This is a genomic window from Micromonospora sp. MP36 (assembly GCF_008119785.1).
Taxonomy (GTDB): domain Bacteria; phylum Actinomycetota; class Actinomycetes; order Mycobacteriales; family Micromonosporaceae; genus Micromonospora.
This window is the reverse complement of sequence record NZ_VSFA01000007.1, coordinates 44,941-69,080: the sequence shown is the minus strand read 5'-3', so window position 1 is coordinate 69,080 and position 24,140 is coordinate 44,941. Positions and strand designations below refer to the sequence as shown.

At 72.3% G+C, this 24,140-nt stretch carries 25 protein-coding genes and 1 pseudogene; 6 read left to right on the top strand and 20 right to left on the bottom strand.

Going from position 1 to position 24,140, the window contains the following annotated elements; genetic code table 11:
* Positions 1-83 precede the first annotated feature (83 nt).
* Together FXF52_RS41555 and FXF52_RS09705 are read left to right on the top strand one after the other, a co-directional pair.
* The gene (locus FXF52_RS41555) at positions 84-581 is read left to right on the top strand and encodes a histone (protein ID WP_187413415.1); all 498 of its coding nucleotides are present in this window, start codon (positions 84-86) and stop codon (positions 579-581) included.
* A gap of 21 nt (positions 582-602) precedes the next feature.
* Positions 603-1,019 carry a YchJ family protein gene (locus FXF52_RS09705; protein ID WP_148795614.1) on the top strand — a complete coding sequence of 139 codons (417 nt, stop codon included), beginning with the start codon at positions 603-605 and terminating at the stop codon, positions 1,017-1,019.
* 46 nt (positions 1,020-1,065) lie between these two features.
* On the opposite strand, the gene FXF52_RS09700 is transcribed toward FXF52_RS09705, so the two are convergent.
* The 8 genes and pseudogenes from FXF52_RS09700 to FXF52_RS09665 form a co-directional block, all read right to left on the bottom strand.
* Positions 1,066-1,614, bottom strand: a complete 549-nt coding sequence (locus tag FXF52_RS09700) for a gluconokinase (protein WP_148795612.1) — start codon at positions 1,612-1,614, stop codon at positions 1,066-1,068.
* Entirely contained in the window at positions 1,604-2,833 is a 1,230-nt protein-coding gene (gene manD, locus FXF52_RS09695) for a D-mannonate dehydratase ManD (RefSeq protein WP_148795610.1), read from the bottom strand. Before manD ends, FXF52_RS09700 begins: the two co-directional genes overlap by 11 nt.
* A 24-nt stretch (positions 2,834-2,857) precedes the next feature.
* A complete protein-coding gene (locus tag FXF52_RS09690) occupies positions 2,858-3,871 on the bottom strand; it encodes a sugar kinase (RefSeq protein WP_187413404.1) in 1,014 nt (337 codons plus the stop codon).
* On the bottom strand, positions 3,868-4,491 hold the full coding sequence (locus FXF52_RS09685; RefSeq protein ID WP_148795608.1) for a bifunctional 4-hydroxy-2-oxoglutarate aldolase/2-dehydro-3-deoxy-phosphogluconate aldolase: 624 nt from the start codon (positions 4,489-4,491) through the stop codon (positions 3,868-3,870). The genes FXF52_RS09690 and FXF52_RS09685 overlap by 4 nt, the downstream gene beginning before the upstream one ends.
* A 4-nt stretch (positions 4,492-4,495) precedes the next feature.
* Positions 4,496-5,644: a galactonate dehydratase gene (dgoD, locus tag FXF52_RS09680; protein ID WP_148795606.1), complete on the bottom strand. Its 1,149-nt coding sequence runs from the start codon at positions 5,642-5,644 to the stop codon at positions 4,496-4,498.
* 5 nt (positions 5,645-5,649) lie between these two features.
* Positions 5,650-6,465 (bottom strand): carbohydrate ABC transporter permease, encoded by an 816-nt coding sequence (locus FXF52_RS09675; RefSeq protein ID WP_148795605.1) that lies wholly within the window; start codon positions 6,463-6,465, stop codon positions 5,650-5,652.
* On the bottom strand, positions 6,462-7,406 hold the full coding sequence (locus tag FXF52_RS09670; RefSeq protein ID WP_148795602.1) for a carbohydrate ABC transporter permease: 945 nt from the start codon (positions 7,404-7,406) through the stop codon (positions 6,462-6,464). The genes FXF52_RS09675 and FXF52_RS09670 overlap by 4 nt, the downstream gene beginning before the upstream one ends.
* A 76-nt stretch (positions 7,407-7,482) precedes the next feature.
* A pseudogene (locus FXF52_RS09665) lies at positions 7,483-8,727 on the bottom strand (sugar ABC transporter substrate-binding protein).
* 185 nt (positions 8,728-8,912) lie between these two features.
* On the opposite strand from FXF52_RS09665, the gene FXF52_RS09660 reads away from it, so the two are divergent.
* The 3 genes from FXF52_RS09660 to FXF52_RS09650 all read left to right on the top strand — a co-directional run bounded on the left by FXF52_RS09660 (position 8,913) and on the right by FXF52_RS09650 (position 11,018).
* Entirely contained in the window at positions 8,913-9,677 is a 765-nt protein-coding gene (locus tag FXF52_RS09660) for a FadR/GntR family transcriptional regulator (protein ID WP_255471826.1), read from the top strand.
* Between the two features lie 229 nt (positions 9,678-9,906).
* Entirely contained in the window at positions 9,907-10,632 is a 726-nt protein-coding gene (locus tag FXF52_RS09655) for a hypothetical protein (protein WP_148795598.1), read from the top strand.
* Complete coding sequence (locus FXF52_RS09650; protein WP_148795595.1) at positions 10,629-11,018, top strand: VOC family protein; 390 nt, start codon at positions 10,629-10,631, stop codon at positions 11,016-11,018. Before FXF52_RS09655 ends, FXF52_RS09650 begins: the two co-directional genes overlap by 4 nt.
* A 66-nt stretch (positions 11,019-11,084) precedes the next feature.
* Here FXF52_RS09650 and FXF52_RS09645 read toward each other — a convergent pair whose 3' ends face one another.
* Positions 11,085-11,474 (bottom strand): DUF2267 domain-containing protein, encoded by a 390-nt coding sequence (locus FXF52_RS09645; protein ID WP_148795594.1) that lies wholly within the window; start codon positions 11,472-11,474, stop codon positions 11,085-11,087.
* A gap of 130 nt (positions 11,475-11,604) precedes the next feature.
* Between FXF52_RS09645 and ligD the strand changes: the two genes are divergently transcribed.
* Positions 11,605-12,570 carry a non-homologous end-joining DNA ligase gene (gene ligD, locus FXF52_RS09640; protein WP_255471825.1) on the top strand — a complete coding sequence of 322 codons (966 nt, stop codon included), beginning with the start codon at positions 11,605-11,607 and terminating at the stop codon, positions 12,568-12,570.
* A gap of 20 nt (positions 12,571-12,590) precedes the next feature.
* Here ligD and FXF52_RS09635 read toward each other — a convergent pair whose 3' ends face one another.
* The 11 genes from FXF52_RS09635 to FXF52_RS09585 all read right to left on the bottom strand — a co-directional run bounded on the left by FXF52_RS09635 (position 12,591) and on the right by FXF52_RS09585 (position 24,133).
* Positions 12,591-12,995 (bottom strand): DUF2267 domain-containing protein, encoded by a 405-nt coding sequence (locus FXF52_RS09635; protein ID WP_148795592.1) that lies wholly within the window; start codon positions 12,993-12,995, stop codon positions 12,591-12,593.
* A 79-nt stretch (positions 12,996-13,074) separates the two neighbouring features.
* Positions 13,075-14,928, bottom strand: a complete 1,854-nt coding sequence (locus tag FXF52_RS09630; protein WP_148795755.1) for a transketolase — start codon at positions 14,926-14,928, stop codon at positions 13,075-13,077.
* 66 nt (positions 14,929-14,994) lie between these two features.
* The gene (locus FXF52_RS09625) at positions 14,995-16,056 is read right to left on the bottom strand and encodes a zinc-dependent alcohol dehydrogenase family protein (RefSeq protein ID WP_148795590.1); all 1,062 of its coding nucleotides are present in this window, start codon (positions 16,054-16,056) and stop codon (positions 14,995-14,997) included.
* The gene (locus FXF52_RS09620; RefSeq protein WP_148795588.1) at positions 16,053-16,919 is read right to left on the bottom strand and encodes a carbohydrate ABC transporter permease; all 867 of its coding nucleotides are present in this window, start codon (positions 16,917-16,919) and stop codon (positions 16,053-16,055) included. The genes FXF52_RS09625 and FXF52_RS09620 overlap by 4 nt, the downstream gene beginning before the upstream one ends.
* Positions 16,916-17,848, bottom strand: coding sequence for a carbohydrate ABC transporter permease (locus tag FXF52_RS09615; RefSeq protein ID WP_148795586.1), 933 nt, complete (start codon positions 17,846-17,848; stop codon positions 16,916-16,918). Before FXF52_RS09615 ends, FXF52_RS09620 begins: the two co-directional genes overlap by 4 nt.
* Before the next feature lie 58 nt (positions 17,849-17,906).
* Positions 17,907-19,274, bottom strand: coding sequence for a sugar ABC transporter substrate-binding protein (locus FXF52_RS09610; RefSeq protein ID WP_148795584.1), 1,368 nt, complete (start codon positions 19,272-19,274; stop codon positions 17,907-17,909).
* Between the two features lie 55 nt (positions 19,275-19,329).
* Positions 19,330-20,091, bottom strand: a complete 762-nt coding sequence (locus FXF52_RS09605) for a DeoR/GlpR family DNA-binding transcription regulator (RefSeq protein ID WP_148795582.1) — start codon at positions 20,089-20,091, stop codon at positions 19,330-19,332.
* Positions 20,092-20,340: 249 nt separating this feature from the next.
* A complete protein-coding gene (locus tag FXF52_RS09600; protein ID WP_148795580.1) occupies positions 20,341-21,543 on the bottom strand; it encodes an MFS transporter in 1,203 nt (400 codons plus the stop codon).
* Between the two features lie 198 nt (positions 21,544-21,741).
* Entirely contained in the window at positions 21,742-22,647 is a 906-nt protein-coding gene (locus FXF52_RS09595; RefSeq protein ID WP_148795578.1) for a hypothetical protein, read from the bottom strand.
* A 118-nt stretch (positions 22,648-22,765) separates the two neighbouring features.
* Positions 22,766-23,269: a hypothetical protein gene (locus FXF52_RS09590; protein WP_148795576.1), complete on the bottom strand. Its 504-nt coding sequence runs from the start codon at positions 23,267-23,269 to the stop codon at positions 22,766-22,768.
* A gap of 18 nt (positions 23,270-23,287) precedes the next feature.
* Positions 23,288-24,133 (bottom strand): hypothetical protein, encoded by an 846-nt coding sequence (locus FXF52_RS09585; RefSeq protein WP_148795574.1) that lies wholly within the window; start codon positions 24,131-24,133, stop codon positions 23,288-23,290.
* Positions 24,134-24,140 lie beyond the last annotated feature (7 nt).

Sequence of the window (24,140 nt, the reverse complement as noted above, 5' to 3'; positions counted from 1 at the left end):
CGCGCGCCGGGCGGGCTGATCGGCCCGACGATGCCGGACGACGCCAGCACCGGTCCGGCCGCGGCGGATGGCGAGGAGGAGCGATGGCCCAGGCGGCGACCAGGCCCAGCAGCGCCCGGAAGGCCACCGGCGCGCGGAAGGCCCCGATGCCGAACAAGGCCGCGGCGAAGAAGGTCGCGACCGTCGCGAAGCGGGCCACCGCGGCCACCCAGGCGAAGACGCCGGGTGGCAAGCCGACCCCGACGACGGCCCGGGCCGCCCGGAAGAAGACCACCGCTGCCACGGCGACCCCGGCCCGGACCAGGAAGGCACCGGCCACGAAGGCGCCCGCGACGAAGGCGCCGGCCACGAAGGCCACGGCGAAGAAGGCCCCCGCGAAGAAGGCCACGGCGAAGAAGGTCGCCGCGAAGGCGCCGGCCAAGCGGGCGACGGAGGCGTCGCTGACCCGCACCACCGCCGCTACGCGGGCCCCGGCGAAGGCGGCGAAGAAGGCCACCACGATGGCGTCGTTCGGTAAACGGAACACGGCGAGCACGCCCGGCCGCAAGACGGTGGGCAGGGCGACTCGTGCGCCCCGCTGACCGGTCGACGAGAATGGCCGGGTGGCGAAACGCGCTGGCCGCCGGGGCGCGGCCGATCCGACCGGGTCCTGTCCGTGCGGCTCCGGCCTGCCGTACGCGGACTGTTGCGGCCCGATCCACCAGGGCGCTTCGACGGCGGCGACCACCGAGGCGTTGATGCGCTCGCGCTACAGCGCCTTCGCCGTCGGGGACGCCGACTACCTGCTGCGCAGCTGGCACTCCAGCACCCGGCCGGGGCGGCTGCGGCTGGATCCGGGGCAGCGGTGGACCCGGCTGGAGGTCCTCGGCGTCGACCGGGGCGGCCTCTTCGACACCGCCGGCACGGTCCGGTTCCGCGCCCACTACCGCGAGGCGGGCCGCCCTGGCTCGGTGGACGAGCACAGCCGCTTCGTCCGGGAGGACGGCCGCTGGGTCTACCTCGACGCGCTGCCCGACTGACCGGGTCGCCGCGGCCGGCCCGGACGGCACGCCCGGGCCGGCCCGGTCAGCGTCCGACGACCGGGGTGTTCAGCAGGGACAGGCCGAGCCGGCTGATCGCGGTGGCGACCAGCTCGTCCGGCGTGGCGCTCACCTCCAGCACCACCCCGGACTCGTCCGGCTCTAGGGGCTCCAGGATCGCCCGCTGGGAGTCGAGCAGGCTGGCCGGCATGTAGTGCCCGACCCGCCGGTCCAGCCGGTCCCGGATCAGCTCCGCGGTGCCGTCCAGGTGGAGGAACTCCACCTCCGGCGGCCCCTGCCGCAGCACGTCGCGGTAGGAGCGTTTCAGCGCCGAGCAGGTCAGGATCGTGGACACCCCTTCGGCGTGCCGCTCGGCCATCCAGGCGGCCAGGGCCCGCAGCCACGGCCAGCGCTGCGCGTCCTCCAGCGGGATGCCGGCGCGCATCTGCGCCACGTTGGCCGCCGAGTGGAACTCGTCTGCCTCGGCGAACCGCAGCCCGGTCAGCTCGCTGATCCCCCGGGCCACCGTCGTCTTGCCCGCCCCGGACACGCCCATCACCACGATGTGCCGGGTGGGCCGCCGCTCACCAGTCATGGACGGTGCCGTCCTTGAGCCGGTTGAACGGCAGGTACGCCGGCTGGTACGGGAACCGGGCGGCGGCCTCCTCGTCGAGTTCCACGCCGAGGCCGGGCTGCTCCCCGGGGTGCAGGTATCCGTCGGTGAAGCTGAACGACTGGCGGAACACCTCGTTGGTGAGCGCCCCGTGCTGCATGTACTCCTGGATGCCGAAGTTGTGGATGGCCAGGTCCAGGTGCAGGGCGGCGGCCATGCCGACCGGCGAGATGTCGGTGGGGCCGTGGATGCCCGACTTGATCTGGTACTGGGCGGCGTAGTCGAGCAGCTTGCGCATGGCCGTGATGCCGCCGGTGTGGGTGACGGCGGAGCGCACGTAGTCGATCAGCTGTTCCCGGATCAGCGTCTGGTAGTCCCAGACGGTGTTGAAGATCTCGCCGATGGCCAGTGGGGTGGTGGTGTGCTGGCGGACCAGCCGCAGCGCCTCCTGGTTCTCCGCCGGGGTGCAGTCCTCCAGCCAGAACAGGTCGTACGGTTCGAGGGCCTTGCCCAGCTTGGCGGCCTGGATCGGGGTCATCCGGTGGTGCCCGTCGTGCAGCAGCGGCAGCTCGGGGCCGAACTCGTTGCGTACCGCCTCGAACACCCCGGGCAGGTGGCGCAGGTACGCGCGGGTGTCCCAGTCCTCCTCGGCGGGCAGCGGGGTGCGCTGCGCCGGCTCGTAGTCGTAGCGCTTGCCGTCGATGCTGGGCTGGGCGGCCACCCCGTAGACGGCGTTGATGCCGGGCACCGAGGTCTGCACCCGGATCGACCGGTAGCCCAGCTCGAGGTGCCGGCGGATCGAGTCGAACAGCTCCGGCAGGTCCCGCCCGGAGGCGTGCCCGTACGCCATGATCCCGGTCCGGGAGGCACCACCGAGGAGCTGGTAAAGCGGCATCCCGGCGGCCTTGGCCTTGATGTCCCAGAGCGCGACGTCCACGGCGGCGATGGCGGCCATGGTGACCGGGCCTCGCCGCCAGTAGGCCGACCGGTAGAGGAACTGCCAGGTGTCCTCGATCCGGTGCGGGTCCCGCCCGATCAGCAGGGGGACGACGTGGTCGGCCAGGTAGGACGCGACGGAGAGTTCGCGCCCGTTGAGGGTGCCGTCCCCCAGCCCGGTCAGCCCCTCGTCCGTGGTGATCTTAAGGGTGACGAAGTTGCGGTCGGGGCTGGAGACGATGACGTCCGCTGCGACGATCTTCACGCGGGTGCCTTTCTCGGGGTGGGTTCAGCGAAGGGTGCTGCCGGGCTGCAGGCCGTCCAGGAGGGACAGCTCGTCGCGGCGCGGCAGGGCCTCCCAGTCGCCGTGCCCGGCGACGGCGAAGGCGCCGAGGGTGACCGCACGGCGCAGCCGCCCGGCCAGGTCGAGTCCGTCCAGGTGGCCGGAGAGGTAGCCGGCGGTGAAGGCGTCCCCCGCGCCGACCGTGTCCACCGCCGTCACGGGCAGGGCCGCCGCGTGCCGGCAGCCGTCCCGGGTGTACGCGCGGGCGCCGTCGCCGCCGAGCTTCACCAGCACCGTCGACACGCCCCGGTCCAGCAGCCCGGCGACCAGGGTCGGCTCGTCCGCACCCGGCGCGCCGACCAGGTCCAGCTCGTCGGCGGAGGCCACGACGACCGAGGCGTGGCCGGCGAGCGGGGTGAGCACGGCCCGGGCGGCGTCCCGGCTCCACAGCTTCGCCCGGTGGTTGACGTCGAGGCAGACCAGCGCCCCGGCCCGGGCAGCGGCCTGCGCCGCCCACGTCGTGGCCTCCCGGGCGCGGTCGGACAGCGCCGGGGTGATCCCGGTCAGGTGCAGCACCCGGGTGCCCGCCGCGAGGGCCGGGCGCAGGTCGTCGACGGTCAACGCCGACCCGGCCGAACCGGCCCGCTGGTAGATCACCCGGGTCAGGTCGGCGGTGCGCCGTTCCAGAAACATCAGCCCGGCCGGGCGGCGCGGGTCGCGGGTCACGTGCGCCACGTCGACCCCCTCGGCGCGCAGCTGCCGCAGCAGGAACCCGCCCAGCTCGTCGTCGCTGACCCGGCCGGCGAAGGCGGCGCGGTGGCCGAGCCGGGCCACCGCGACGGCCACGTTGGACTCCGCCCCGGCCAGGTGCGGGGTGAGCGCGCCGCCGGCCGCGAGCGGTCCGGCCGACCGCAGCGAGACGAGCGCCTCGCCGAAGGTGAGCAGGTCGACGCCGGTCAGGTGGCGGCCAGGTGGGCGCGGGGCGGGCTCGTGCGGGGCGTCGAGGTCGGCTGCGGTCATGAGACGGCGGCGAGGTAGGAGCGGGCCCGCTCGCGCAGGGCGTCGAGGTCGCCGCCGGAGGCGGCGTCGCCGACCAGCGGGCCGCCGACGCCGACGGCGATCGCCCCCGCGGCGAGGTAGCCGGGCAGGTCGGCCAGGCCGACCCCGCCCACCGCGACGAACGGGATGTCCGGGAACGGGTCCCGCAGCGCCTTCAGGTACGCCGGCCCGCCGAGCGACGCCGGGAAGAGCTTCACCACGGCCGCGCCCTGCTGGATCGCCGCGTAGGCCTCGGTCGGGGTGAGCGCCCCGGCGGCGACCGGGAGTCCCCGGCGGGCCGCCGCGCCGATGGAGTCGACGACGGCCGGGGTGACGACGAACTGAGCGCCGGCGGCGGCGACGTCGGCCACGGCGGCCGGGGTGAGCACCGTGCCGGCGCCGACCAGCGAGCCGGCCGGGGCGGCGGCCCGGATCGCCGCGATGGCGTCGAGCGCGCCGGGGGTGGTCAGCGCCACCTCCACCACGCGTACGCCCTCGGCGAGCAGGGTGGTGCCGGTGGCGATGGCGGCGGCGGTGTCGGTGCCGCGGATGACCGCCAGCAGGCGGGTGCCGGCGAGTTCGGCGGTGAGGTCGAGGGTCATCTGGTCACCATTCCGCGTAGGAGCCGTCCCGGTGCCGCCACATCGGGCTGCGCCAGGCGTGGCCGCGCCGGTCGGCGGCGCGGACGGCCTGCTCGTCGATCTCGATGCCCAGTCCGGGCGCGGTGAGTCGTTCGACGTATCCGTCCACGAAGGTCAGCGGCTTCTTGTCGAGGCAGTAGTCGAGCACCTCGGCGCCGAGGTTGTAGTGGATGCCGATGCTCTGCTCCTGGATCAGGTAGTTCGGCGTGGCGAAGCCGACCTGCAGGCACGCCGCCAGGGCGATCGGACCGAGCGGGCAGTGCGGGGCGAGCTGCACGTCGTACACCTCGGCCAGCGCGGCGATCTTGCGGACCTCGGTGATGCCACCGGCGTGCGAGAGGTCCGGCTGGGCGACGGCGATGCCGGCCTGGAAGACGGGCAGGAACTCCTGCCGGCTGTAGAGCCGCTCCCCCGTCGACACCGGGGTGGTGGTCGACCGGACGAAGTCGCCGATGAGGTGGGAGTTCTCCGGGACGACCGGTTCCTCCAGGAAGAAGGGCCGGTACGGCTCCAGCAGCGGGGCGACCCGGCGGGCGCTGGCCAGCGTGAACCGGCCGTGGAAGTCGATGGCCACGTCCCGGTCGTCGCCGAGCACCTCCCGGGCGGCGGCCACCCGGGCCACCACCCCGTCCAGTTCGGCCACCGAGGCGACCGGGCTCATCTTGCCGGAGGCGTTCATCTTGACCGCGGTGAGGCCCGTTTCGACGGCGGCGCTGATCTGGTCGCGGACCTCGCTGGGCTCGTCTCCGCCGACCCAGCCGTACACCCGGATCCGGTCCCGGACCGGGCCGCCGAGCAGCTGGTGCACCGGGGCGCCGTAGTGCTTGCCGGCGATGTCCCAGAGCGCCTGGTCGAGGCCGGCCACCGCGCTGGCCAGGATCGGCCCGCCCCGGTAGAACGACCCCTTGGTCAGCACCTGCCAGTGGTCCTCGATGCGCAGCGCGTCCCGGCCGATCAGCAGCTCGGCGAGCTGGTCGACGGCGGCGCGGACCGTCTCGGAGCGCCCCTCGCAGGTGGCCTCGCCCCAGCCGACGATCCCGTTTTCGGTCTCGACGCGGACGAAGAGCCAGCGGGGTGCGACCAGGAAGGTCTCGATGCGGGCGATGGTGGTCATGGTGCTCAGCCCTTCGTCGCGCCGGCGGTGAGGCCGGAGACCACGTACTTCTGCACGAACAGGGCGATCACCATGATCGGCAGGGTGACCACGGTGGCCGCGGCCATCAGGCCGCCCCAGTCGATGCTGGCGTAGCCGACGAAGTCGAAGATCGCCACCGGCAGGGTCTTGGTGTCCGCGCCGGAGAGCACCAGGGCGAACATGAAGTTGTTCCAGGAGAAGATGAAGGACAGGATCCCGGCGGTGGCGATGCCCGGCACGGACAGCGGCAGGGTGATCCGGCGGAACGCGCCGATGTTGGTCAGCCCGTCGACCAGCGCCGCCTCTTCCAACTCGTCGGGCAGGCTGTCGAAGAAGCCCATCATGATGTAGACGATCAGCGGCAGCGACACGAACATGTGGCTGAGGATCAGCACGGTGAAGCCGCCGACCATCTGCAGGTTGGAGAAGACGTAGTACCAGGGCACCAGCAGCGAGACGCCGGGAATGACCCGGGCCATCAGCACCACCAGCGCGGACTTCTTCATGTTGAACCGGCTCATCGAGTACGCGGCCGGCACGCCGAGGATCAGCGACAGCACGGTGGCGGCGAACGCCACCCAGAGGCTGTTGCCGATGAACTGGGCGTAGTGCGCCTGCTTGAGCACGTTGGTGTAGTTGTCCAGGGTGGGCGAGAAGACCAGCGCCTTGCCGGTGTCGTAGATGTCGACGTTGGTCTTGAACGAGGCGGCGACCATCCAGAGCAGCGGGGCGATCAACGACAGCACCACGATGGCGAGCGCCACCACACGGAAGACCCGGTACGCGGGACCAGCCTTCATCGCTTGGCCTCCTTGCGTCGCGCGGTCAGGGCCCACATCGCCCCGATGATGATCAGGAAGAAGAGGATGAGGACGGTGGAGGAGACGCCGTACTCGTTGTAGTCGAAGCTCAGCCCGTAGGCGTACACGTTGAGGGTCTCCACCTCGTGGAAGGAACCGCCGCCGCGGCCCTTGGTGGCGTAGAGGATGTCGAAGGTCTTCAGCGCGTCGATGCCGCGCAGCAGGATCGCCACGATCACCGTGGGCATCAGCAGCGGCAGGGTGACGTGCCGGAACCGCTGCCAGGTGCTGGCGCCGTCGATCCGGGCCGCCTCCTGCGGCTCCTCGGACAGCGAGGTCAGGCCGGCGAGCAGGATCAGCACGACCATCGGCGTCCACTGCCAGACGTCGATGAAGATGGTGGTGGGCAGCGCGGAGTGCTGGCCGGCGAGCCACGGCTGCGGGCCGATGCCCACCCAGCCGAGCAGCTGGTTGGCCAGGCCGATGTTCGGGTCGAAGATGAGCCGCCACATCATGCCGACCGCGACCGGGGTGGCGACCAGCGGCATGAGGATGGCGACCCGGACCCACTTCTGGCCGCGGAACGGGCGCCAGAGCAGCAGCGCGATCGCCATGCCGAGGACGACCTCGAACAGCAGCGCGACGAGGGTGAAGGTGGCGGTCCGTCCGACGGCCGGCCAGAACCGCTCGGTGTCCGAGAGGACGTCGAGGTAGTTCTGGAAGCCCACGAACTCGCTCTCGGCGCGGACCGACCCCTCGGCGTCGGTGAGGCTGAGGTACCCGGTCCAGGCCAGTGGGAACACGATCAGCGCGGCGACGAAGATCATCGCCGGCGCGGCGAAGAGCCACTTGCGGTGGTCGTTGGCCCAACGCGCCCAGCCGGGCGTGTCGGGGATGGCCGTGGCGCGGCGGGGCGCCTCGGTGGGGGTGACGGTTGCCATGAGATCTCCGGGGTGGGCGGACCGGACGGGGTGGCGGGGTGGTGGAGCCGCCCGGCTCCACCACCCCGCGCTCGGCTTACTTGGCCTCGTCGTCCAGGAACTTCTGGAACGCCTCGTTGGCCGTGTCGGCGGCGGCGGCGACGTCCTTGCCGGCGATGGCGTCGACGATCGGCTGGCCGACGATCTCGCGGGCCTGGGCGACCTTCACGACCAGCGGCCGGTCGTGGCCCACGCCGTCCTTGGTGCTGGCCGCGATGGCCTCGACCAGGTCCTTCGGGTAGGTCGCGGTGCCCTCGGGGTTGGTCCAGACGGAGGTACGGGCGCCCGGCACGCCGGACTTCTGCTGGGCGAGCGTCTGCTCCTTGCCGGTCGCCCACTCGATGAACTTCCAGGCGTTGCTCTTGTTCTTGGAGCTGTCGTTGATGCCCAGCGCCCACGAGGGGATGTTGTACGGCTTGGAGCCGGCCGGGCCGGCCGGGAACGGCGCGAAGCCGACCTTGTCGGCCACCTTGGACTTGGCCGGGTCGGTGGCGTTCTTGTAGAGCGAGTCGGCCTCGGTGTAGAAGGCCGCCTTGCCCTGGGTGAAGATGGCCATCGCCTCGGGCCAGCTCATGTCGGTGCTGACGTTGGCCGGGCCGGAGTCCTTGATCAGCCCGCCGTAGAGCGCGTACGCCTGCTTGGCGGCGTCGCTGTTGACGGCGGCCTTGCCGCTGCCGTCGACGAAGTCACCGCCGAAGCTGTACAGGAAGCTGGAGAACTGGGTGACCGCGGGCGACTTGCCGGTGCGGGCGACGAAGCCGGCGACGCCCGGCTCGCTGGCCTTGATCTTGGCGGCCGCGGTCTTGAGCTCGTCGAGGGTCTTCGGCGGGGCGGTCAGGCCGGCCTTGGCGAGCAGGTCCTTGCGGTAGTAGAGGACCTCCTGCTAGGTGATGATCGGGACACCCACGGGCTTGCCCTCGTACGAGGTGGCCTCCACCGGGCCGGACTGGAAGTCGCTGAAGTCCCAGTCCTTGTTCGACTTGACCTGGTCCGACAGGTCGGCGAGGTACTTGTTCTTGGCGAAGAGCTTCCCCTCCTGCAGGGGGCGGTACATCATCACGTCGATGTCGGACGAGCCGGCGTTGAGCTTGACGTTGTACTGGTCGGAGAGCTGGTCCTCGCCGAGCTGGGTGATCTCGACCTTGAGGCCGGTCTGCTTCTCGAACTCGGGCAGGGCCGCCTTGATGTTCTCCGTCCAGACGTGGTTCGCCAGGGTCACCCGGACCGTCTTGGACGCGCCGCTGTCGTCGCCACCACCGCCGCCGCAGGCGGACAGGCCCATGGCGGCAACCACGGCCAGAGACGTACCGATTATCGATCGACGTCGCACGTCATCTCTCCATTTCTCGTGGTCGCCGCCCCGGGGGAAGAGCGCCACAACGCTGTAACGTCTGCTTAACGACCGGATGCTAGGCCGATAAAGCTGACTTATTCAAGGGTTGAGTTCGAACTGATATGCTCCGTCGCGTGGATCACTCCTCCCCAGGGGTCGCCCCCGTTCAGCCGGCCCCTGCCGAGGCCGGGCTGCACGCGCGCGTTCTCGACCACCTCGGCACCGCCATCTGCGGGGGCGAGGTGCCCGCCGGCTCCGTCCTGAACATCGACGATCTCGTCGACCGGTACGCGGTCTCCCGCTCGGTGATCCGCGAGGTGCTGCGGGTGCTCGCGTCGATGGGGCTCATCGAGACCCGCCGCCGGGTCGGGGTCCTGATCCGCCCCGCCGAGGCGTGGAACGTCTTCGATCCGCAGGTGATCCGCTGGCGGCTCGCCTCGGCCGGCCGGATGGCGCAGATGCGCTCGATCACCGAGCTGCGGACCGCGATCGAGCCGCACGCCGCCTGGCTCGCCGCCAGCCGGATCGATCACGACGAGGCGAGCGAACTGGTCGGGCTCGCCGCCAAGATGTGGGCCGCCGGGAAGGCCGGCGACGAGGCCCGCTTCCTCAGCCTGGACATCGAGTTCCACCGGCAGGTGCTGGCCGCCTCCGGCAACGAGATGTTCGTGAAACTGCAGCAGATCGTCGCCGAGGTGCTGACCGGTCGGCACCACTACCACCTGATGCCGCACTACCCGGACGAGCAGGCGTTGCAGTTGCACGCCGACGTGGCCCAGGCGATCCAGCGGCGCGACGGCGAGCAGGCCCGCCGGGCCATGGTGCAGATCATGGAGCAGGCGTTCGACGAGATGAAGTCGATGTGGGAGCAGGCCGCCGAACCCGTCACGGGTTCCTGAGCCCGACCTCCCCCACGGCGGGCGATCGAGGCGTAGACTGGTGCCGGCGCAGTCCCGCGCCTCACCTCCTTCCCGGTGCTCACGCCGCCGGCCTCGCGGAGGCAAAGGGGACCTCGGGTCCTCGGGGCGCGGTGCCGACTGGCCCACATCGACACGCCACATGCACTCCGGTGCGGCGAGGTCGACGGGAGCGTGAGTCCCTACGACCGCGCCGTCGAGGGAGCATGTGATGACGACTCAGAAGTCGTTCAAGACCCGGGTGCGGGCCCGGATGGCGAAGACCGGCGAGAGCTACACGACCGCCCGCCGCCAACTGCTCGCCAAGGCCACCACCGACGCCCCGGCCACCACGAGGGCCGGCACGCCCGAGACCGCCCCGGCCGCAGGCGGCCGGGGGCAGCGGGACCGGATCTCGGACGCGCTGCTGCGCGAGCGGACCGGACGCGACTGGGACGCCTGGTTCCGGCTGCTCGACGAGTGGAGTGCCGCCGACCACGGCCACACCGAGATCGCTCGCTGGCTGGTCACGGCGCACGACGTGCCCGGCTGGTGGGCGCAGACCATCACCGTCGGATACGAGCAGGCCCGCGGGCTGCGCGAGCCGGGGCAGCGACGGGGCGGCGGCTTCGAGGCCACCGGCAGCCGGACCGTGGCGGTGCCGGTGGCGGTGCTGTTCGCCGCGTTCGCCGACGAGACGGTGCGCGGGCGGTGGCTGCCCGACGTGCCGGTGCGGGTCCGGACCGCCACCGCACCGAAGACCTTCCGGGCGGACTGGGCGGACGGGCCCACCCGGATCGCCGTCGGCTTCACCCCGGTCGGCGAGGCCAAGGCGCGGGTGGCCGTCCTGCATGAGAAGCTGGCCGACGCCGACGAGGCCGACCGGCTCAGGGCGTACTGGCGGGACCGGCTGGCCGCCCTCAAACAGCTCCTGGAGTCGCCGGAGGAGGCCCGATGAGCAGCGGAACCTTCGTCAACCTGCCGGTACGCGACCTGGACCGGGCGGTCGAGTTCTTCACCGCCCTCGGCTTCACCGCCGGGCCCCGGCCGCCGGGCGGGGAGAGCGCCCAACTCACCCTCGGCGGCACCACCCACCTGATCCTGCACACCCCGGCGGCCTTCGCCGCGTACGCCGGGACCGCGGTGTGCGACCCCGAGACCAGCCGGGAGGTCATCGTCGGCCTCGGCGTCGACCGGCGGGAACGGGTCGACGAGCTGGTCGACCTGGCGGTCGTCGCGGGCGGGCAGTCGCTCGGACCGGGCCAGGACCTCGGGTACATGTACATGCGCGGGTTCCGGGACCCCGACGGCCACCAGTGGTCGTTCCTGCACCTGCCCGGCTGACCCGGCGGTCCCGGCGGTCACGGGTGGCCGCCGGGACCAGGGGCAGGTCGCGTAGGCCAGGGCCGGTCAGCGCCCGCGCGGCACCGGCTGGGCCAGGCCGCGGATCTCCGCCGGCAGCTGCGACAACGCCTGGCTGAACTGCTGGTGCCCGACCACCGGGTCCAGGGTCCGCAGGACGGCCCGCGCGCCCTGCTCGGCGACCTCGGGTGCCACCCCCGCGCGCTCCGCCACCCGCCGCAGGAACTCGTCGTACCCGAACGCCTCCGGCTCCTCGGGGCGGGCCCGGGCCAGGAGCGGGCGCAGCTCGTGCGCCACGTGGTCGGCCAGGTCGGCCGCCTCGCCGCCGCTGATCCGCTCCGCGAGGGTACGCAGGGTGGCCTCGGTCAGCGCTCGCGCCGTCTCCGCCGGGACCTGGGCCCCCGCGGCTACCTTCTCGAAGAACTCCAGCTCAGCCATGCCCCGTCCTTCCCGTCCCGGACACGCGTGGCTACCCGCGGCTGCCAGCCACAAACGATGGCGGTCCGGTCCCCGGATGAAAGGCCGGAAACCGGCGTTGCCCGGGCGTGGAACTGGCCATGATCGAGGCGTGGGTGCCCGGATGCCGAAGCTCGTGCCGCCGATGCTGGCCTCCAGTGGCGCGCTGCCCACCGGGTCCGGTTGGGGCTACGAGTTCAAGTGGGACGGGGTCCGCGCGATCGCCTACGTCGACGACGGGTTCCGGCTGCTCAGCCGCAACGACCGGGACGTCACCCGGGCGTATCCGGAGCTGGGCGAGCTGGCGCGGCTGCTGGCCGGGCGGCGGGCGGTGCTCGACGGGGAGATCGTGGCCCTCGACGGCCACGGGCGGCCCAGCTTCTCGGCGCTGCAGCATCGGATGCACGTGCGGGCGCCGGCCGCCGCGCTGGTCGAGGCGACCCCGGTACGGCTGTACCTGTTCGATCTCCTGTACCTGGACGGACGGGACCTCACCGCCCTGCCGTACACCGAGCGCCGGGCGGCGCTGGAGGAGCTGGGGCTCAGCGGCGAAAGTGTCGAGACGCCGCCGTACTGGACCGGCGAGGCCGGCCGGGACCTGGCCACGGCGGCGGCCGAACTCGGCCTGGAAGGGGTCGTCGCCAAGCAGCTGGGCGCGCCGTACCAGCCCGGCCGGCGGGCGCCGGCGTGGGTGAAGGTGCCGCTCAACGACACGGTGGAGGTGATCGTGGGCGGCTGGAAGCCGGGGTCCGGCCGGCGGGCCGGCACCATCGGCTCCCTGCTGCTCGGCATGTACGACGCGGCCGACAAGCTGGTCTACATCGGCCACGTCGGCACGGGCTTCACCCAGACCGTGCTGCGCGACCTGCAGCAGCGCCTGAAGCCGTTGAGCCGGCCGGACTCGCCGTTCGACTCCCCCGTGCCGCGCGAGCACGCCCGCCACGCCGTCTGGGTCGACCCGGCCCTGGTCGGGGACGTCACCTTCCGTTCCTGGACTCCCGACCGCCGGCTGCGCCACCCCTCCTGGAAGGGGCTGCGCAGCGACCGCGAACCGGCGGAGATCCGGCTGCAGGGGTGACCCCGCTCCGGCCGGCCCGCCTAGGTGCCGACCCGGCGGGTTTCGAACCGGTTGACCGACGGCCCGGTCAGCTGCCAGAACTCCTGCGGCAGCTGGTCGACGACGTCCCCGTACTCCTTCGCGCTGATCTTCTCCCGCAGGGTGTTCAGCACAGCGCGCGCCCCGTCGGTCGCCGCCTGCCGATCCACCCCGGCCCGGTTCTGCACCCGCTCGAGGAACTCCGTCAGCCCGAACGGCTCGGGATGCTCGTCGGGCTTGTCGACGCACGACCGCAGTTCCTCGGGAAGTTGGGAGGCGAGGTCCTGCGCCTGCCCGCCGGTAATCCGTTCCGCCAGCGTCACGAGCGTGGCACGGGCGATCGGCTCGGTCTGCGTCGGCGCCTTCGGTTTTGCCGCCACCGACTGGATGAACTCCGTGTAGTTCACCTGGACCCCCTCTCGGACCGGACCTGCGGGTACCCGCGCCGGCGGGGGTGAAACGACGGGGTCGGTGCGGCTGCGGCCGTCAGGCCAGGGCGCGCGCCGCCGAGACGATGGCGGTCACCCCGATCCCTGCCTGGTCCATCAGCTGGGTCGACGTCCCGGAGGTGGGCAGCCCGCGTACCGCCAGGTGGTTCACCCGCACCGGTTCGGCGAGGTCCGCCAGCGACTCGAGCACGGCCGAGCCCAGCCCGCCCTCCGGGTAGTGGTCCTCGACCACGACCAGCCGGCCGGCGGTGTCCCGGACCGCGTCGAGCAGCCGCTGCCGGTCCAGTGGCTTGACCGAGTAGAGGTCGATGACCCGGGCGTCGATCCCCTCGCGCGCCAGTTCGTCGGCGGCGGCGAGGCAGTTGTGCACCGTGACCCCGGCGCCGATCAGCGCGACGTCGCCGCCGCCGCGGAGCAGTTTGCTGCCCCCGACGGGGAACTCGTCGCCGTTGTCGTAGAGCACCGGGTACTTCCCGCGGGTGGTGCGCAGGTAGCAGATGCCCTTCCGGTCGACCATCTGGGCGACGAGGGCGGCACAGGACACGGCGTCACTGGGATAGAGGACGGTCGAGCCCTGCACGGCGCGCAGGGCGGCCAGGTCCTCCAGCCCCATCTGTGAGGGGCCGTCCGCCCCGATCTCCACCCCGGCGTGGGAGCCGGACAACGCGATGTCGGCCCGGGAGATGGCGGCCATCCGGATGAAGTCGTAGGCGCGGGACAGGAACGCCGCGAAGGTCGCGGCGAACGGGCGGTAGCCGCGTACCTGCAGGCCGACCGCGGCGGCGACCAGTTGCTGTTCGGAGATGAACATCTCGAAGAACCGGTCGGGGTACGCCTCGCCGAACTTGTCGGCCCGGGTGGAGTCGCTCACCTCGCCGTCGAGGGCGACCACGTCCGGCCGCGAGCCGAGCGCGCGCAGCGCGTCACCGTACGCGTTCCGGGTGGCCACCTTCGCTCCCTTGTCGTAGCGGGGAAGTTCCGGCGGTTTGGCTTCGGGCTTGGCGGCGGGCTTGGCGGGCTCGGGCTTCGGGCCGGTGACGCGGATCTGCCGGACGCCGCCGAGCGCCTGGACGGCCCGCTCGGCCATGTCGGGTTTCAGGGGCTTGCCGTGCCACCCCGGCTTGTTCTCGACCTCGGCCACGCCCTTGCCCTTGACCGTGCGGGCGAGCACCACCGTCGGGCCGGTCGCCTGCCGGGCCCGGCCGAACGCCTCGTCGATCGCGGCGAGGTCGTGCCCGTCGACGACGATCGGGTGGCAGCCGAACGCCTCGACCCGCCGCCGGTAGGTGTCCAGGTCCCACTCCAGCTCGGTCGGCCCCCGCTGCCCGAACCGGTTCACGTCCACGATCGCGGTGAGGTTGCGCAGCCCGTAGTGGCTCGCCTTGTCCAGGGCCTCCCAGATCGAGCCCTCGGCGGTCTCGCTGTCGCCGCAGAGCACCCAGACGTGGAACGGCAGCTGGTCGAGGTACTGGCCGGCCAGCGCGATGCCGACGCCGACCGGCAGGCCCTGGCCGAGCGAACCGGTGGCGACGTCCACCCAGGGCAGCGCCGGGGTGGGGTGGCCCTGCAGGCGCGACCCGAGCTGCCGGTAGGTGTCCATCAGTTCCTGGTCGCTGATCGCGCCGACCGCCTTGAGGACCGCGTACAGCAGCGGGGAGGCGTGGCCCTTGGAGAAGATCAGGTGGTCGTTGGCGCGATTGCCGGCGTTCACCCAGTCGTAGCGCAGGTGCCGGGAGATCAGCACCGCCATCAGGTCGGCGGCGGACAGGCTGGAGGTGGGGTGCCCGGAGCCGGCCTGGGTGCTGCAGCGGATCGAGTCCACCCGTAGCTGGGCGGCGAGTTCACTGAGCTGGCTGATCTCGTCCTCGCGCAACATGCGCTCGGCTTCCATCGTCACCGGTATCGCCTCCCGAGGTCCACCCGGCCCGGCCCGCACGGCCGCTGGCCGCCTCCCCGTTCACCGTAGACCGGAAGGCGGCTCATCAACCGTTAACACCTGATTTGTCAGTCCGGCCGTAGGCGTCGCCCCTGGGCCCGTGACCTGGATCTTGCGGCCCACGCCGGCCCGGAACTGGGCCATCGCCTCGGCGTACCGGTCGAGCGGGAGGCGGTGGCTGATGAACACCTCCGGGTCGAGCACGCCGGCGGCGAACAGCTCCCCGGCCCGTTCGAAACTGTGCAGCACCGCCATCGAGCCGGTGATGGTGATCTCCTGGTTGTAGATCCGGTACGGCTCGACCGCCGCCCGCGTACGGTACTCGGAGACGCCGAACTGGAGGAACGTCCCAGCCGGGGCGACCCGGCTCAGCCCGTCGTCGATCGCCGCCCGCACGCCCGTGCAGTCGATCACGATGTCCCACCCCCGGGGGCGGAGCAGCTCGTCGGCGCTCGCGCCACTGGCCGAGCAGCCCAACCGCACCGCGGTGGCGAGCCGGTCCGGGTTCGGGTCCACCACGCTGACGCTCGCCGCGCCGCACCGCTTCGCCAGCTCCAGCATCATCAGGCCCATGGTGCCGGCGCCGTAGATCAGGTAGTGGTCGGCGAGCCGGCGGGGCAGCACGTCGAAGCCGCGTACCGCGCAGGAGAGCGGCTCGATCAGCGCGGCGTCCGCCGGCGCGATCGTCTCGGGGAGCGGGAAGCAGTTCCGCACCGGCGCCACCGCGTACTCGGCCGCACCGCCGGAGACGGTGACGCCGATGGCCGCCCAGCGTTCGCAGAGGTTGCCCCGGCCGCGCCGGCACTGGTAGCACTCGCCGCAGTGCAGCGACGGGTCGACGGCGACCGCGTCGCCCGGGCGCACCTCGGTGACGTCCCGCCCGGTGGCGACCACCGTGCCGGCGAACTCATGCCCGGGCACGATCGGGTACGCGGGCGCGAACTCGCCGTCCATGATGTGCAGGTCCGTGCCGCAGATCCCGCACCCGGCGACCTCGACGACCACGTCCCGTGGCCCCGGCATGGGATCCAGCACGGATTCCAGCGAGATCTGTCCCGGCGTGACGATGACCGCTGCCCTCATTTGACCGCCCCCATGGAGAGTCCTCGGACGAGCTGCTTCTGGGCGATCCAGCCGGCCAGCACGACCGGCAGCGACACGATGGTCGCGGCCGCGCAGAGCCGGGCGAGGAACAGCCCTTCGGAGGTGATGAAGCCGACCAGGAAGATCGGTGAGGTGCCGGCGCGGGTCGCGGTGAGGTTGACCGCGAAGAAGAACTCGTTCCAGCTGAAGATGAAGCAGATCAGCGCGGTGGCGGCCAGGCCCGGCGCGACGATCGGCAGGAGGATCCGCCGGATCGTGACGGTCAGGCTGGCTCCGTCCATCGCCGCCGCTTCGATCAGCGCCGACGGGACCTCCAGCAGGAACGAGCGCATCATCCACACCGCGAGCGGCAGGTTCATCGACGTGTAGAGGAGGACCATGGTCCAGATGTTGTCGAGCATGCCGAGCTGCTTGACCAGCAGGTAGATCGGCAGCAGCGCGGCGACGGCCGGCAGCATCTTGGTGCTGATGAAGAAGAACAGCACGTCGCGCCATTTGGCGACCGGCCGGATCGACAACGCGTACGCCGCGGGAGTGGCCAGCAGCAGCACCAGCAGGGTGGACAGCAGGCTGGCCATCAGGGAGTTGAGCAGGTACGGCGTGAGGTCCCGGTCGAAGACCTGTCGGTAGCCGTCGAGCACCGGGGTGAAGAACCAGGCCGGCGGGTTGCTGGCCGCGTCGACCTCCCGTTTGAACCCGGTGAGCACCATCCACAGCACCGGCAGGAAGAACAGCAGCCCGGCGAGCCAGGCCAGCACCGCCCAGGCCGCCCCGCGTACGCCGCTGGTCCGCCGGGCCGGGCCGGTCGGCCGGGAGGCGCGTCGGGTGGGTGTCATCGTCATCGCGCGCCCTCCATCCGGAACAGGCTGGAGATCACTCGCAGCGCGAAGGTGGCGACGACGATCGTGCCGAGCACCACCACGACGCCGGCCGCGGCGGCCTCGCCGTACTCGAACTTGCGGAAGGTGGTCAGGTAGATCTCGTACGGCAGGTTGGTGGTGGCGGTGCCGGGACCGCCCTGGGTGATGGTGAAGACGGCGTCGAAGGTCTGCACCAGGTAGATGGAGCCGAGCAGGGCGCTCAGTTCCAGGTAGGGGCGCAGGTAGGGCAGGGTGATGCGGGTGAAGGTCTGCCACGGTCCGGCCCCGTCGACGCGGGCGGCCTCCAGGGTCTCCAGCGACTGGCTCTGCAGCCCGGCCAGGATGATCAGCATCATGAACGGGGTCCACTGCCAGACCAGGGTGGTGACCACCGACAGCATCGGATACCGGGACACCCAGTCGGTGCTGCCGCCCACGACGCCGTTGATCAGGCCGTACGACGGGTTGTAGATGGCGTGCTTCCAGAGCAGCGCCGCGGCCATGGGCATCACCAGGAACGGGGTGATGAGCAGGGTACGGACGACGCCGCGGCCGGGGAACCGGCGGTCCAGCAGGATGGCCAGGCCGAGGCCGAGCAGCACCGAGATGACGACGGAGGCGGCGGTGAGCACCACCGTGTTCAGCAGGGCGGCGCGCAGCCGCCCGTCGGTGAGGACCTGGCCGTAGTTGGCGGGGCCAACGAAGGCGCGGCGGCCGGGTCGCAGCGCGTTCCAGTCCAGGGTCGACAGGTAGAGGGTGACCAGGAACGGGATCTGGGTCACCACGATGGCGAAGATCAGGGCGGGCAGCAGCGGGGCGCGGCGGGTCCAGCGCTGCCGCGCGGCGGCGGGGACGGGTCGGACATTATGCCGGCGTGCCGCGCCCGGGCCGGCGGTGACGGTCTGGGTCATGGAACCACCTCGGGACAGGGCCGGGGCCGGCCGGCGGTCGACCGGCCCGGATGGGCGGCTACCGGTATTCCTTGGCGACGTCCTCGGCCAGGCGCTGGCCGTCGGCGAGCGCCTTCTCGACGGTGGTGCTGCCGGCGATGGCGGCGGAGACCTCCTGCGAGACCTTGGTGCCGAGGTCGGCGAACTCGGGGATGCCGACGAACTGCACCCCGAGCGCGGGGCGGGGCTGCAGGCCGGGGTTGACCGGGTCGGCCTCCTGGATCGACTTCAGGGTGAGGTCGGCGAAGGCGGCGGCGGACTGCCGGTACTCCGGGATCTCGTAGGTGGACTGGCGTTTGCCGGCCGGCACCCGGGACCAGCCGAGCGAGGAGCCGACCAGCTTCTCGTACTCCTTGCCGGTGGCCCAGGAGATGAACTTCCAGGCGGCGTCGGCGTTCTTGGTGGTCTTCGGCATCGCCAGCGCCCAGGCCCACAGCCAGCCCGACGACTTCGTCCGGTCGACCGGCGCGTACGCGTAGCCGACCTTGCCGGCGACCTTGCTCGCGCTCTTGTCCTCCAGCGTGCCTGCGGCGGAGGTGGCGTCGTACCACATCGCCGCCTTGCCCTGGCCGAAGGTGTTCAGGCACTCGGTGAAGCCGGCCTGCGGGGCGCCCGCCTCGCCGTGGGCGCGGATCAGGTCGACGTAGAACCTCGTCGCCCGGGTGAACTCGGGCGCGTTCACCTTCGGCGTCCAGTCCTTCTCGAACCAGGTGCCGCCGAAGGTGTTGACGACGGTGGTCAGCGGGGCGAAGAGCTCACCCCAACCGGGCAGGCCGCGCAGGCAGATGCCGGCGACCCCGGCCTTCTTGTCGTCCAGTTTCGCGGCGAACTGCGCCACCTGCTGCCAGGTCGGCCGCTGCGGCATGGTCAGGCCCTTGGCCGCGAAGAGCTCCTTGTTGTGCATGAGGAAGGACGACTCGCCGTAGAACGGCGCCGCGTAGAGCTTGCCGTCCTCGCCGGAGAGTGAGGCGACCATCGGCTTGAGCAGGTCACCCTCGTCATAGCCGCCGTCGGCGTCGGCGTACGAGCTCAGTTCGTGCAACCACCCGTTCTTGGCCCAGATCGGTGCCTCGTACGCGCCGATCGTCGCCACGTCGTACTGTCCGCCCTGGGTGGCGACGTCCTGGGTGACCTTGTCGCGCAGTTCGTTCTCCGGCAGGATCGTGAACCGCACGGCGATCCCGGTCTGCTTGGTGAAGTTGTCGGCGGTGACCTTCGCCAGGTCCTCCATCTGCGGGTTGCCGACCATCAGCACGGTGATGGTCTTGCCGCCGCCGCCGGATGAGGAGCCGCCACCGGCTCCGGAGCAGGCGGTCAGCGTCAGGCCGGCCGCGACGGCGGCCGCGAACGCGCCGCGCCATCGGCGAGGAGACCGGGTTCTGGACACAGTGGACCTCCGTGGGTGGTGGGATGGTGGTGGTGGAGGTGGGTCGGCCGGGCGCTCAGACGCGCAGCACCACGGGGCCGAGCAACGAGTAGCGGTGCGCCTCGGACGCCGGCAGCGCGGTGTCCGTGACGATGGTGTCGACGTCGGCGACATCGGCGAAGCGGCAGAAGCTGTGGCCGCCGAACTTGGTGTGCACGCCGGCGAAGACCACCCGCCGAGCCACCCCGACCGCCTGCGCCTTGACCGCGGCCACGGCCGGGTCGGGCGTGGTCAGCCCGTGTTCCCGGGAGATCCCGTTCGCGCCGACGAAGGCGAGGTCGATGACGAAGCCGGCGAGCATCGCGGTGGCCCAGTGGTCGACGGTGGCGAGCGTACGGCCGCGGACCCGGCCACCGAGCAGGAGGACCGTGACGGTGGGTGAGTGGGCCAGCGCCGCGGCGGTAGGCAGCGAGGCGGTGACCACGGTCAGCGGCCGGCGGGTGGGTAGCGCCTCGGCGATCAACTGCGGGGTGTAGCCCTCGTCGATGAAGATCGACTCCGCGTCGCCGAGGTGTTCGACCGCGGCGGCGGCGATCCGCCGCTTCTCCGCCACCATCCGCGTGGTGCGGGTCTCCAGGGTGGTCTCGAAGCGGGCGGTCTCCACCGGGTACGCGCCACCGTGGGTGCGCCGCACCAGGCCGTGCTGGGCCAGCAGGCTCAGGTCGCGCCGGATGGTCTCGGGTGCGACGCCCAGGTCGGCCGCCAGCTTCTGCACGTCGACCTCGCCCTGGTGGCGGGCCAGCGTGAGGATGTGGTGCCTGCGTTGCGCTGCGTCCATCTGGCACCTCCCGCCCGCTTGTGCCTTTGTTTCTAACACCGCCAAACGGGCGTGACGACGGTCACATCTCGGGTAAATAGTTGGGTTTTCTGCCCGGCAGGTCGCCCGAACGGGCAGTAGAGATCGTGCCGCCTCCGGCAAAACTCTCTTTTGACCTGCCCGTTTCCCACCTCTCGATGCCCGATCTCGACCCATCCCGCCCGGACGGGCACGGGCGGGGACCGGGCCGTCCGGCCCCCGCCCGGACGGTCAGGTCCGGCGGGCGACCAGCCAGAGCGCCACCACCAGGTACGGCACCAGGGCCACCGCGAACGCCACGGCATTGCCGGCGACGGTGGCGATCGCGCCGTAGCCGGCGTAGACCGCGATGATGCTCAGGTCGGTGGCCATCCCCGCGACGGAGGTGACCGTCGCCCGGCTCGGCCCGGTGATCCGGGACTGCAGCCGGACGCCGGCGAGCACCGTGGCGAGCTGGAACGCGCCGAACGCGCCCCCGATCAGCACGAACCCGGCGGGGTGGCGGGCCAGGGCACCGGCGGCCAGGGCCAGCGCCGCGACCACGAGCAGGGCCGCGTACCCGCGGCTGGTCAGCCGCTCCCCCACCGGGGTCAGCAGCCCGCCGAGGGTCGTCCCCGCCCAGACCAGTACGAGCAGCAGCGGCACCCGGTCCAGCGCGACACCGGTGTCCCGGGCCAGCAGCGGCGTGTACTCCTCCAGCGCGCCCCAGATCGCGGCGACGGCCGGGACCAGCAGCAACGCGGCCCGCTCGGACCGGTCGGCGCGGGCCTCGGCCAGCCCGTCGCGCAGGCTCGCCAGAAACCCCGGGTCGGCGTCGTCCGACCCGTCGTCGACCGGGACGGCACCGCCGGCCGTGTGGTGCTCCGGGAAGCGGGTCGCGACGGCCGCGGCGAGCAGGCAGGCGGCGACGCTGGCCGCGCCGACGGCCGGGTAGCCGCCGAGGGCGAGGACCGGGGCGGCGAGGCCCATCGCGGCGAGCACACCGAGGATCTCGGCGGTCTTCGCCCGGCCCATGAGGCGGGCGTACCGGCCGGTGTCGTCGAGGCGCTCCAGCTCGGTGAAGACCAGCGCCTCCAGTGCGCCGGAGCGCAGCGCCCCGCCGGCGCCCCAGAGCAGGAAGCCGGCGGCGAACGCCGGGTAGGACGGGACGAGCACCCAGAGGGCGAAGCCGGCGGCGGGCAGCAGCGGCGCGAGGCAGAGCAGCAGTCGCCGGGAGACCGCGTCGGCCCAGGCGCCGGAGGGCACCTCCAGCAGGATGCCGGTGGCCGACCAGATGACGAACAGCGAGGAGATCTGCCCGACCGACAGGCCGGTGTCGGCGAAGAGCAGCGCGTACACCGGGTAGAGCAGGACGAGGTCGGTGAGGAACGCGTACGCGTAGAGCGTCGCCGCCAGCGGGCGGGTGCCGGAGCGGCGCGCGGAGACGATGAGCATGGAGGCCTTCCCACGGGGACGTGACGGACACCGGACGTGCGGTGTCCGCGGCGGCCCGCGGCCTCGGCCCTCAGGATGGGATCAACATCGCCAGGTCATGCGCCGATGGTAGTCGCCGCCGGTCCGCTGCGCCGCCCCGTCGCACGCGGAACCGGGGTGGGACCCGGCTGGGCCCCACCCCGGTCACGACGCGGGCGGTCAGCGGCGGAACTTCTGCACGTCCGCCTGCGGGATGACCATCGTCGCCTCGTTGTCCACCGCCTGCTCGGCCGTGGGCTGCCGCGGCGTGGCCGCCGTGCCGGCGCGCGGCATGGGCTGGGTGGGCTCCGCCGCGCCGTGCGGGGCGACCGGCTGGGTCAGCTCCGCCTCGGCGTACGGGCTGCCGAGCTGCGCGTCGACGTCCCGCCGCCCGGCCTGGTACGCCCGGGCGTGCTCGGCGATGGTCCGGCGCTCCTCCTCGGCGCGGGCCAGCCAGTTCTCCCAGCGGCTCTGCATCGGCCGGACCAGACCGCCGCCGACCCCGACGACCAGGATGCCGCCGAGCGTGGCGAGGACGGCGATCAGCACCGGAGTGGTCACCGTGGTGGCGACGCCGATCTGGTTGAGCGCGGCGATCACGCCCAGGCCGAGGATGAACACCGAGGCGATGGTGGCGAGCACCCGGCCGTAGGAGAGGCCGCCGAGGGCGCCGGAGACGATGTCCTTCACCGCCGTGGCGATAGCCGCGGCCACCACCACGATCACGATGGCGACGAACGCCTTGGGCAGCCACGCCACCACGCCGTGGATCAGGTCCGAGATCGGGTTCGGGCCCCAGATGCCGAACGCGAGCTGGAGGGTGACCAGCAGCACGGCGTAGTAGGCCAGCCTGGCGACGATGTCGCTGGCGTCGTACTTCGATCGGGCCAGGGCTGACTTGATGCCGCCGCGCTCGACGGCCCGGTCGAAGTGCACCCGCTCGAGGACCTTGTCCACGAGCTTCAGCACGGCCTTGGCGACCAGCCAGCCCACCAACAGGATGGCGATGAAGGCGACCGCCTTGGGCAGGAACAGCATCACCGAACGGAACGCGTCTCCCACCGCGTCACCGAAGTTGTCTCTCATCGAAGGGCCTCCACGGGATCTGGGTCAGGTCTCAGTCCCGTGAGGACCTACCCGGAGCGCCCGGGCGGAAAACGCGGTCAGCCCCGCCGGCAGCGGGATCCTCACGCGAGCTCGCCGGTCAGATGGCGGTGGCCTTGACGACCTTCCACTCCCCGTCGACCGGGACCATGGTGAGCACGACCCGGTTCTGGTCGACCTTCTCCCCCGCGGTGGTCACGTTGCGCCGGTACTGGTTGAGGTAGAGCAGCAGCTCCACCCGGTCGGTGTCGGCGCTGACCACGCCGGTGGCGGAGACCTCGGCCAGCACCACCGCCTGCTGTTTCGTGGCGGTCGGCTTGAGCGCCGCGGTGGTCTGCGCGTACTCGTCGGCGAACCCGCCGGTGGCGAAGGTGCGGCCGTTGGCGATGCTCTCGTCGAAGGTCCGGTAGTCGTACGAGAAGAGGGCCTTGGCCGCGGCGGGTGCGGTGGCCAGGGCCTGGCGTACGGCCTGTTCGCGCTGGCCGGCGCGGCGGTCGCCGTACCAGGCGGCGAGCGCTACCGCCGCCACCAGGACGATCGCGACGACCAGGACGGGCACGGGGCGCAGCCGCGGCAGGCGGCGCAGGGCGGTCGGAACACGCATCGGGCTCTTCTCCTCCGGTCAGCCGACGAACTGGAGCTTGGCCACCAGCCAGTCGCCCGAGTCCTTGTCCCGGACGAGGTCGAGCTGGATCCGGTAGTGCGACGGCCGCCCGTCGGGTGCCTTCACGTTCTTCACCGTGGCGTCGACCGCCACCAGCACCACGGCGTGCTGGCGGTCCCCGGAGACCAGTCCGGCGCGCAGCACGGTGCCCTGCGAGTGAACCTTGTTCTCCACCACCGCCGCGCGGACCTGCGCCTGGCCTCGGGTGAACTCGTCCTTGAAGTCGCCGGTCGCCCCGGCGATGACCCGCTGCAGGTCCCGGTCGACGCTGGCGGCGCTGACCGAGACGAAGTTGACGGCGGCCTGCCGGGCGGCGGCGACCGCGTCGCTGCGGGCCTGGTCGGTGGCCCGGTCGACGTACCAGCGGTGGCCGTAGACGGCGGCGCCGGCGAGGGCGACGGCGAGCAGCACGACGAGCAGCGCGGTCAGCGCCCGGCCGCGGCCCGGCGTGCCCGGTGCGGGGTCGGCGTCCCGTCGCTCAGCCCTGGTCTCGGCGTCGGCCCGTCGACCGCGGTCCGGCGTGGCCGGGGTGTCGCTGCCGGCCTCGGACCCGGCGTCGGCGTCGGTCGGCTTCCCGTCGGTCTCGGGCGGGTCTTCGAGCTGTGCGGGATCGCCGACGACGGTCAGGCCGGCGGCCTCGGCGGGGTCCTCGACCGGCTCCTGGTCCAGGCGTTCCAGGACCTCTTCGATCGGCTCGGCCGACTGGGGCACGGGACGGCTGACCAGGCGGCGGCGCGCCGGGGCGGGGCCGCCGGCCAGGGCTCCCTTGATGACTTTCAGCGTGGTGTTCCTGCGGCTGGTCACCGCCACC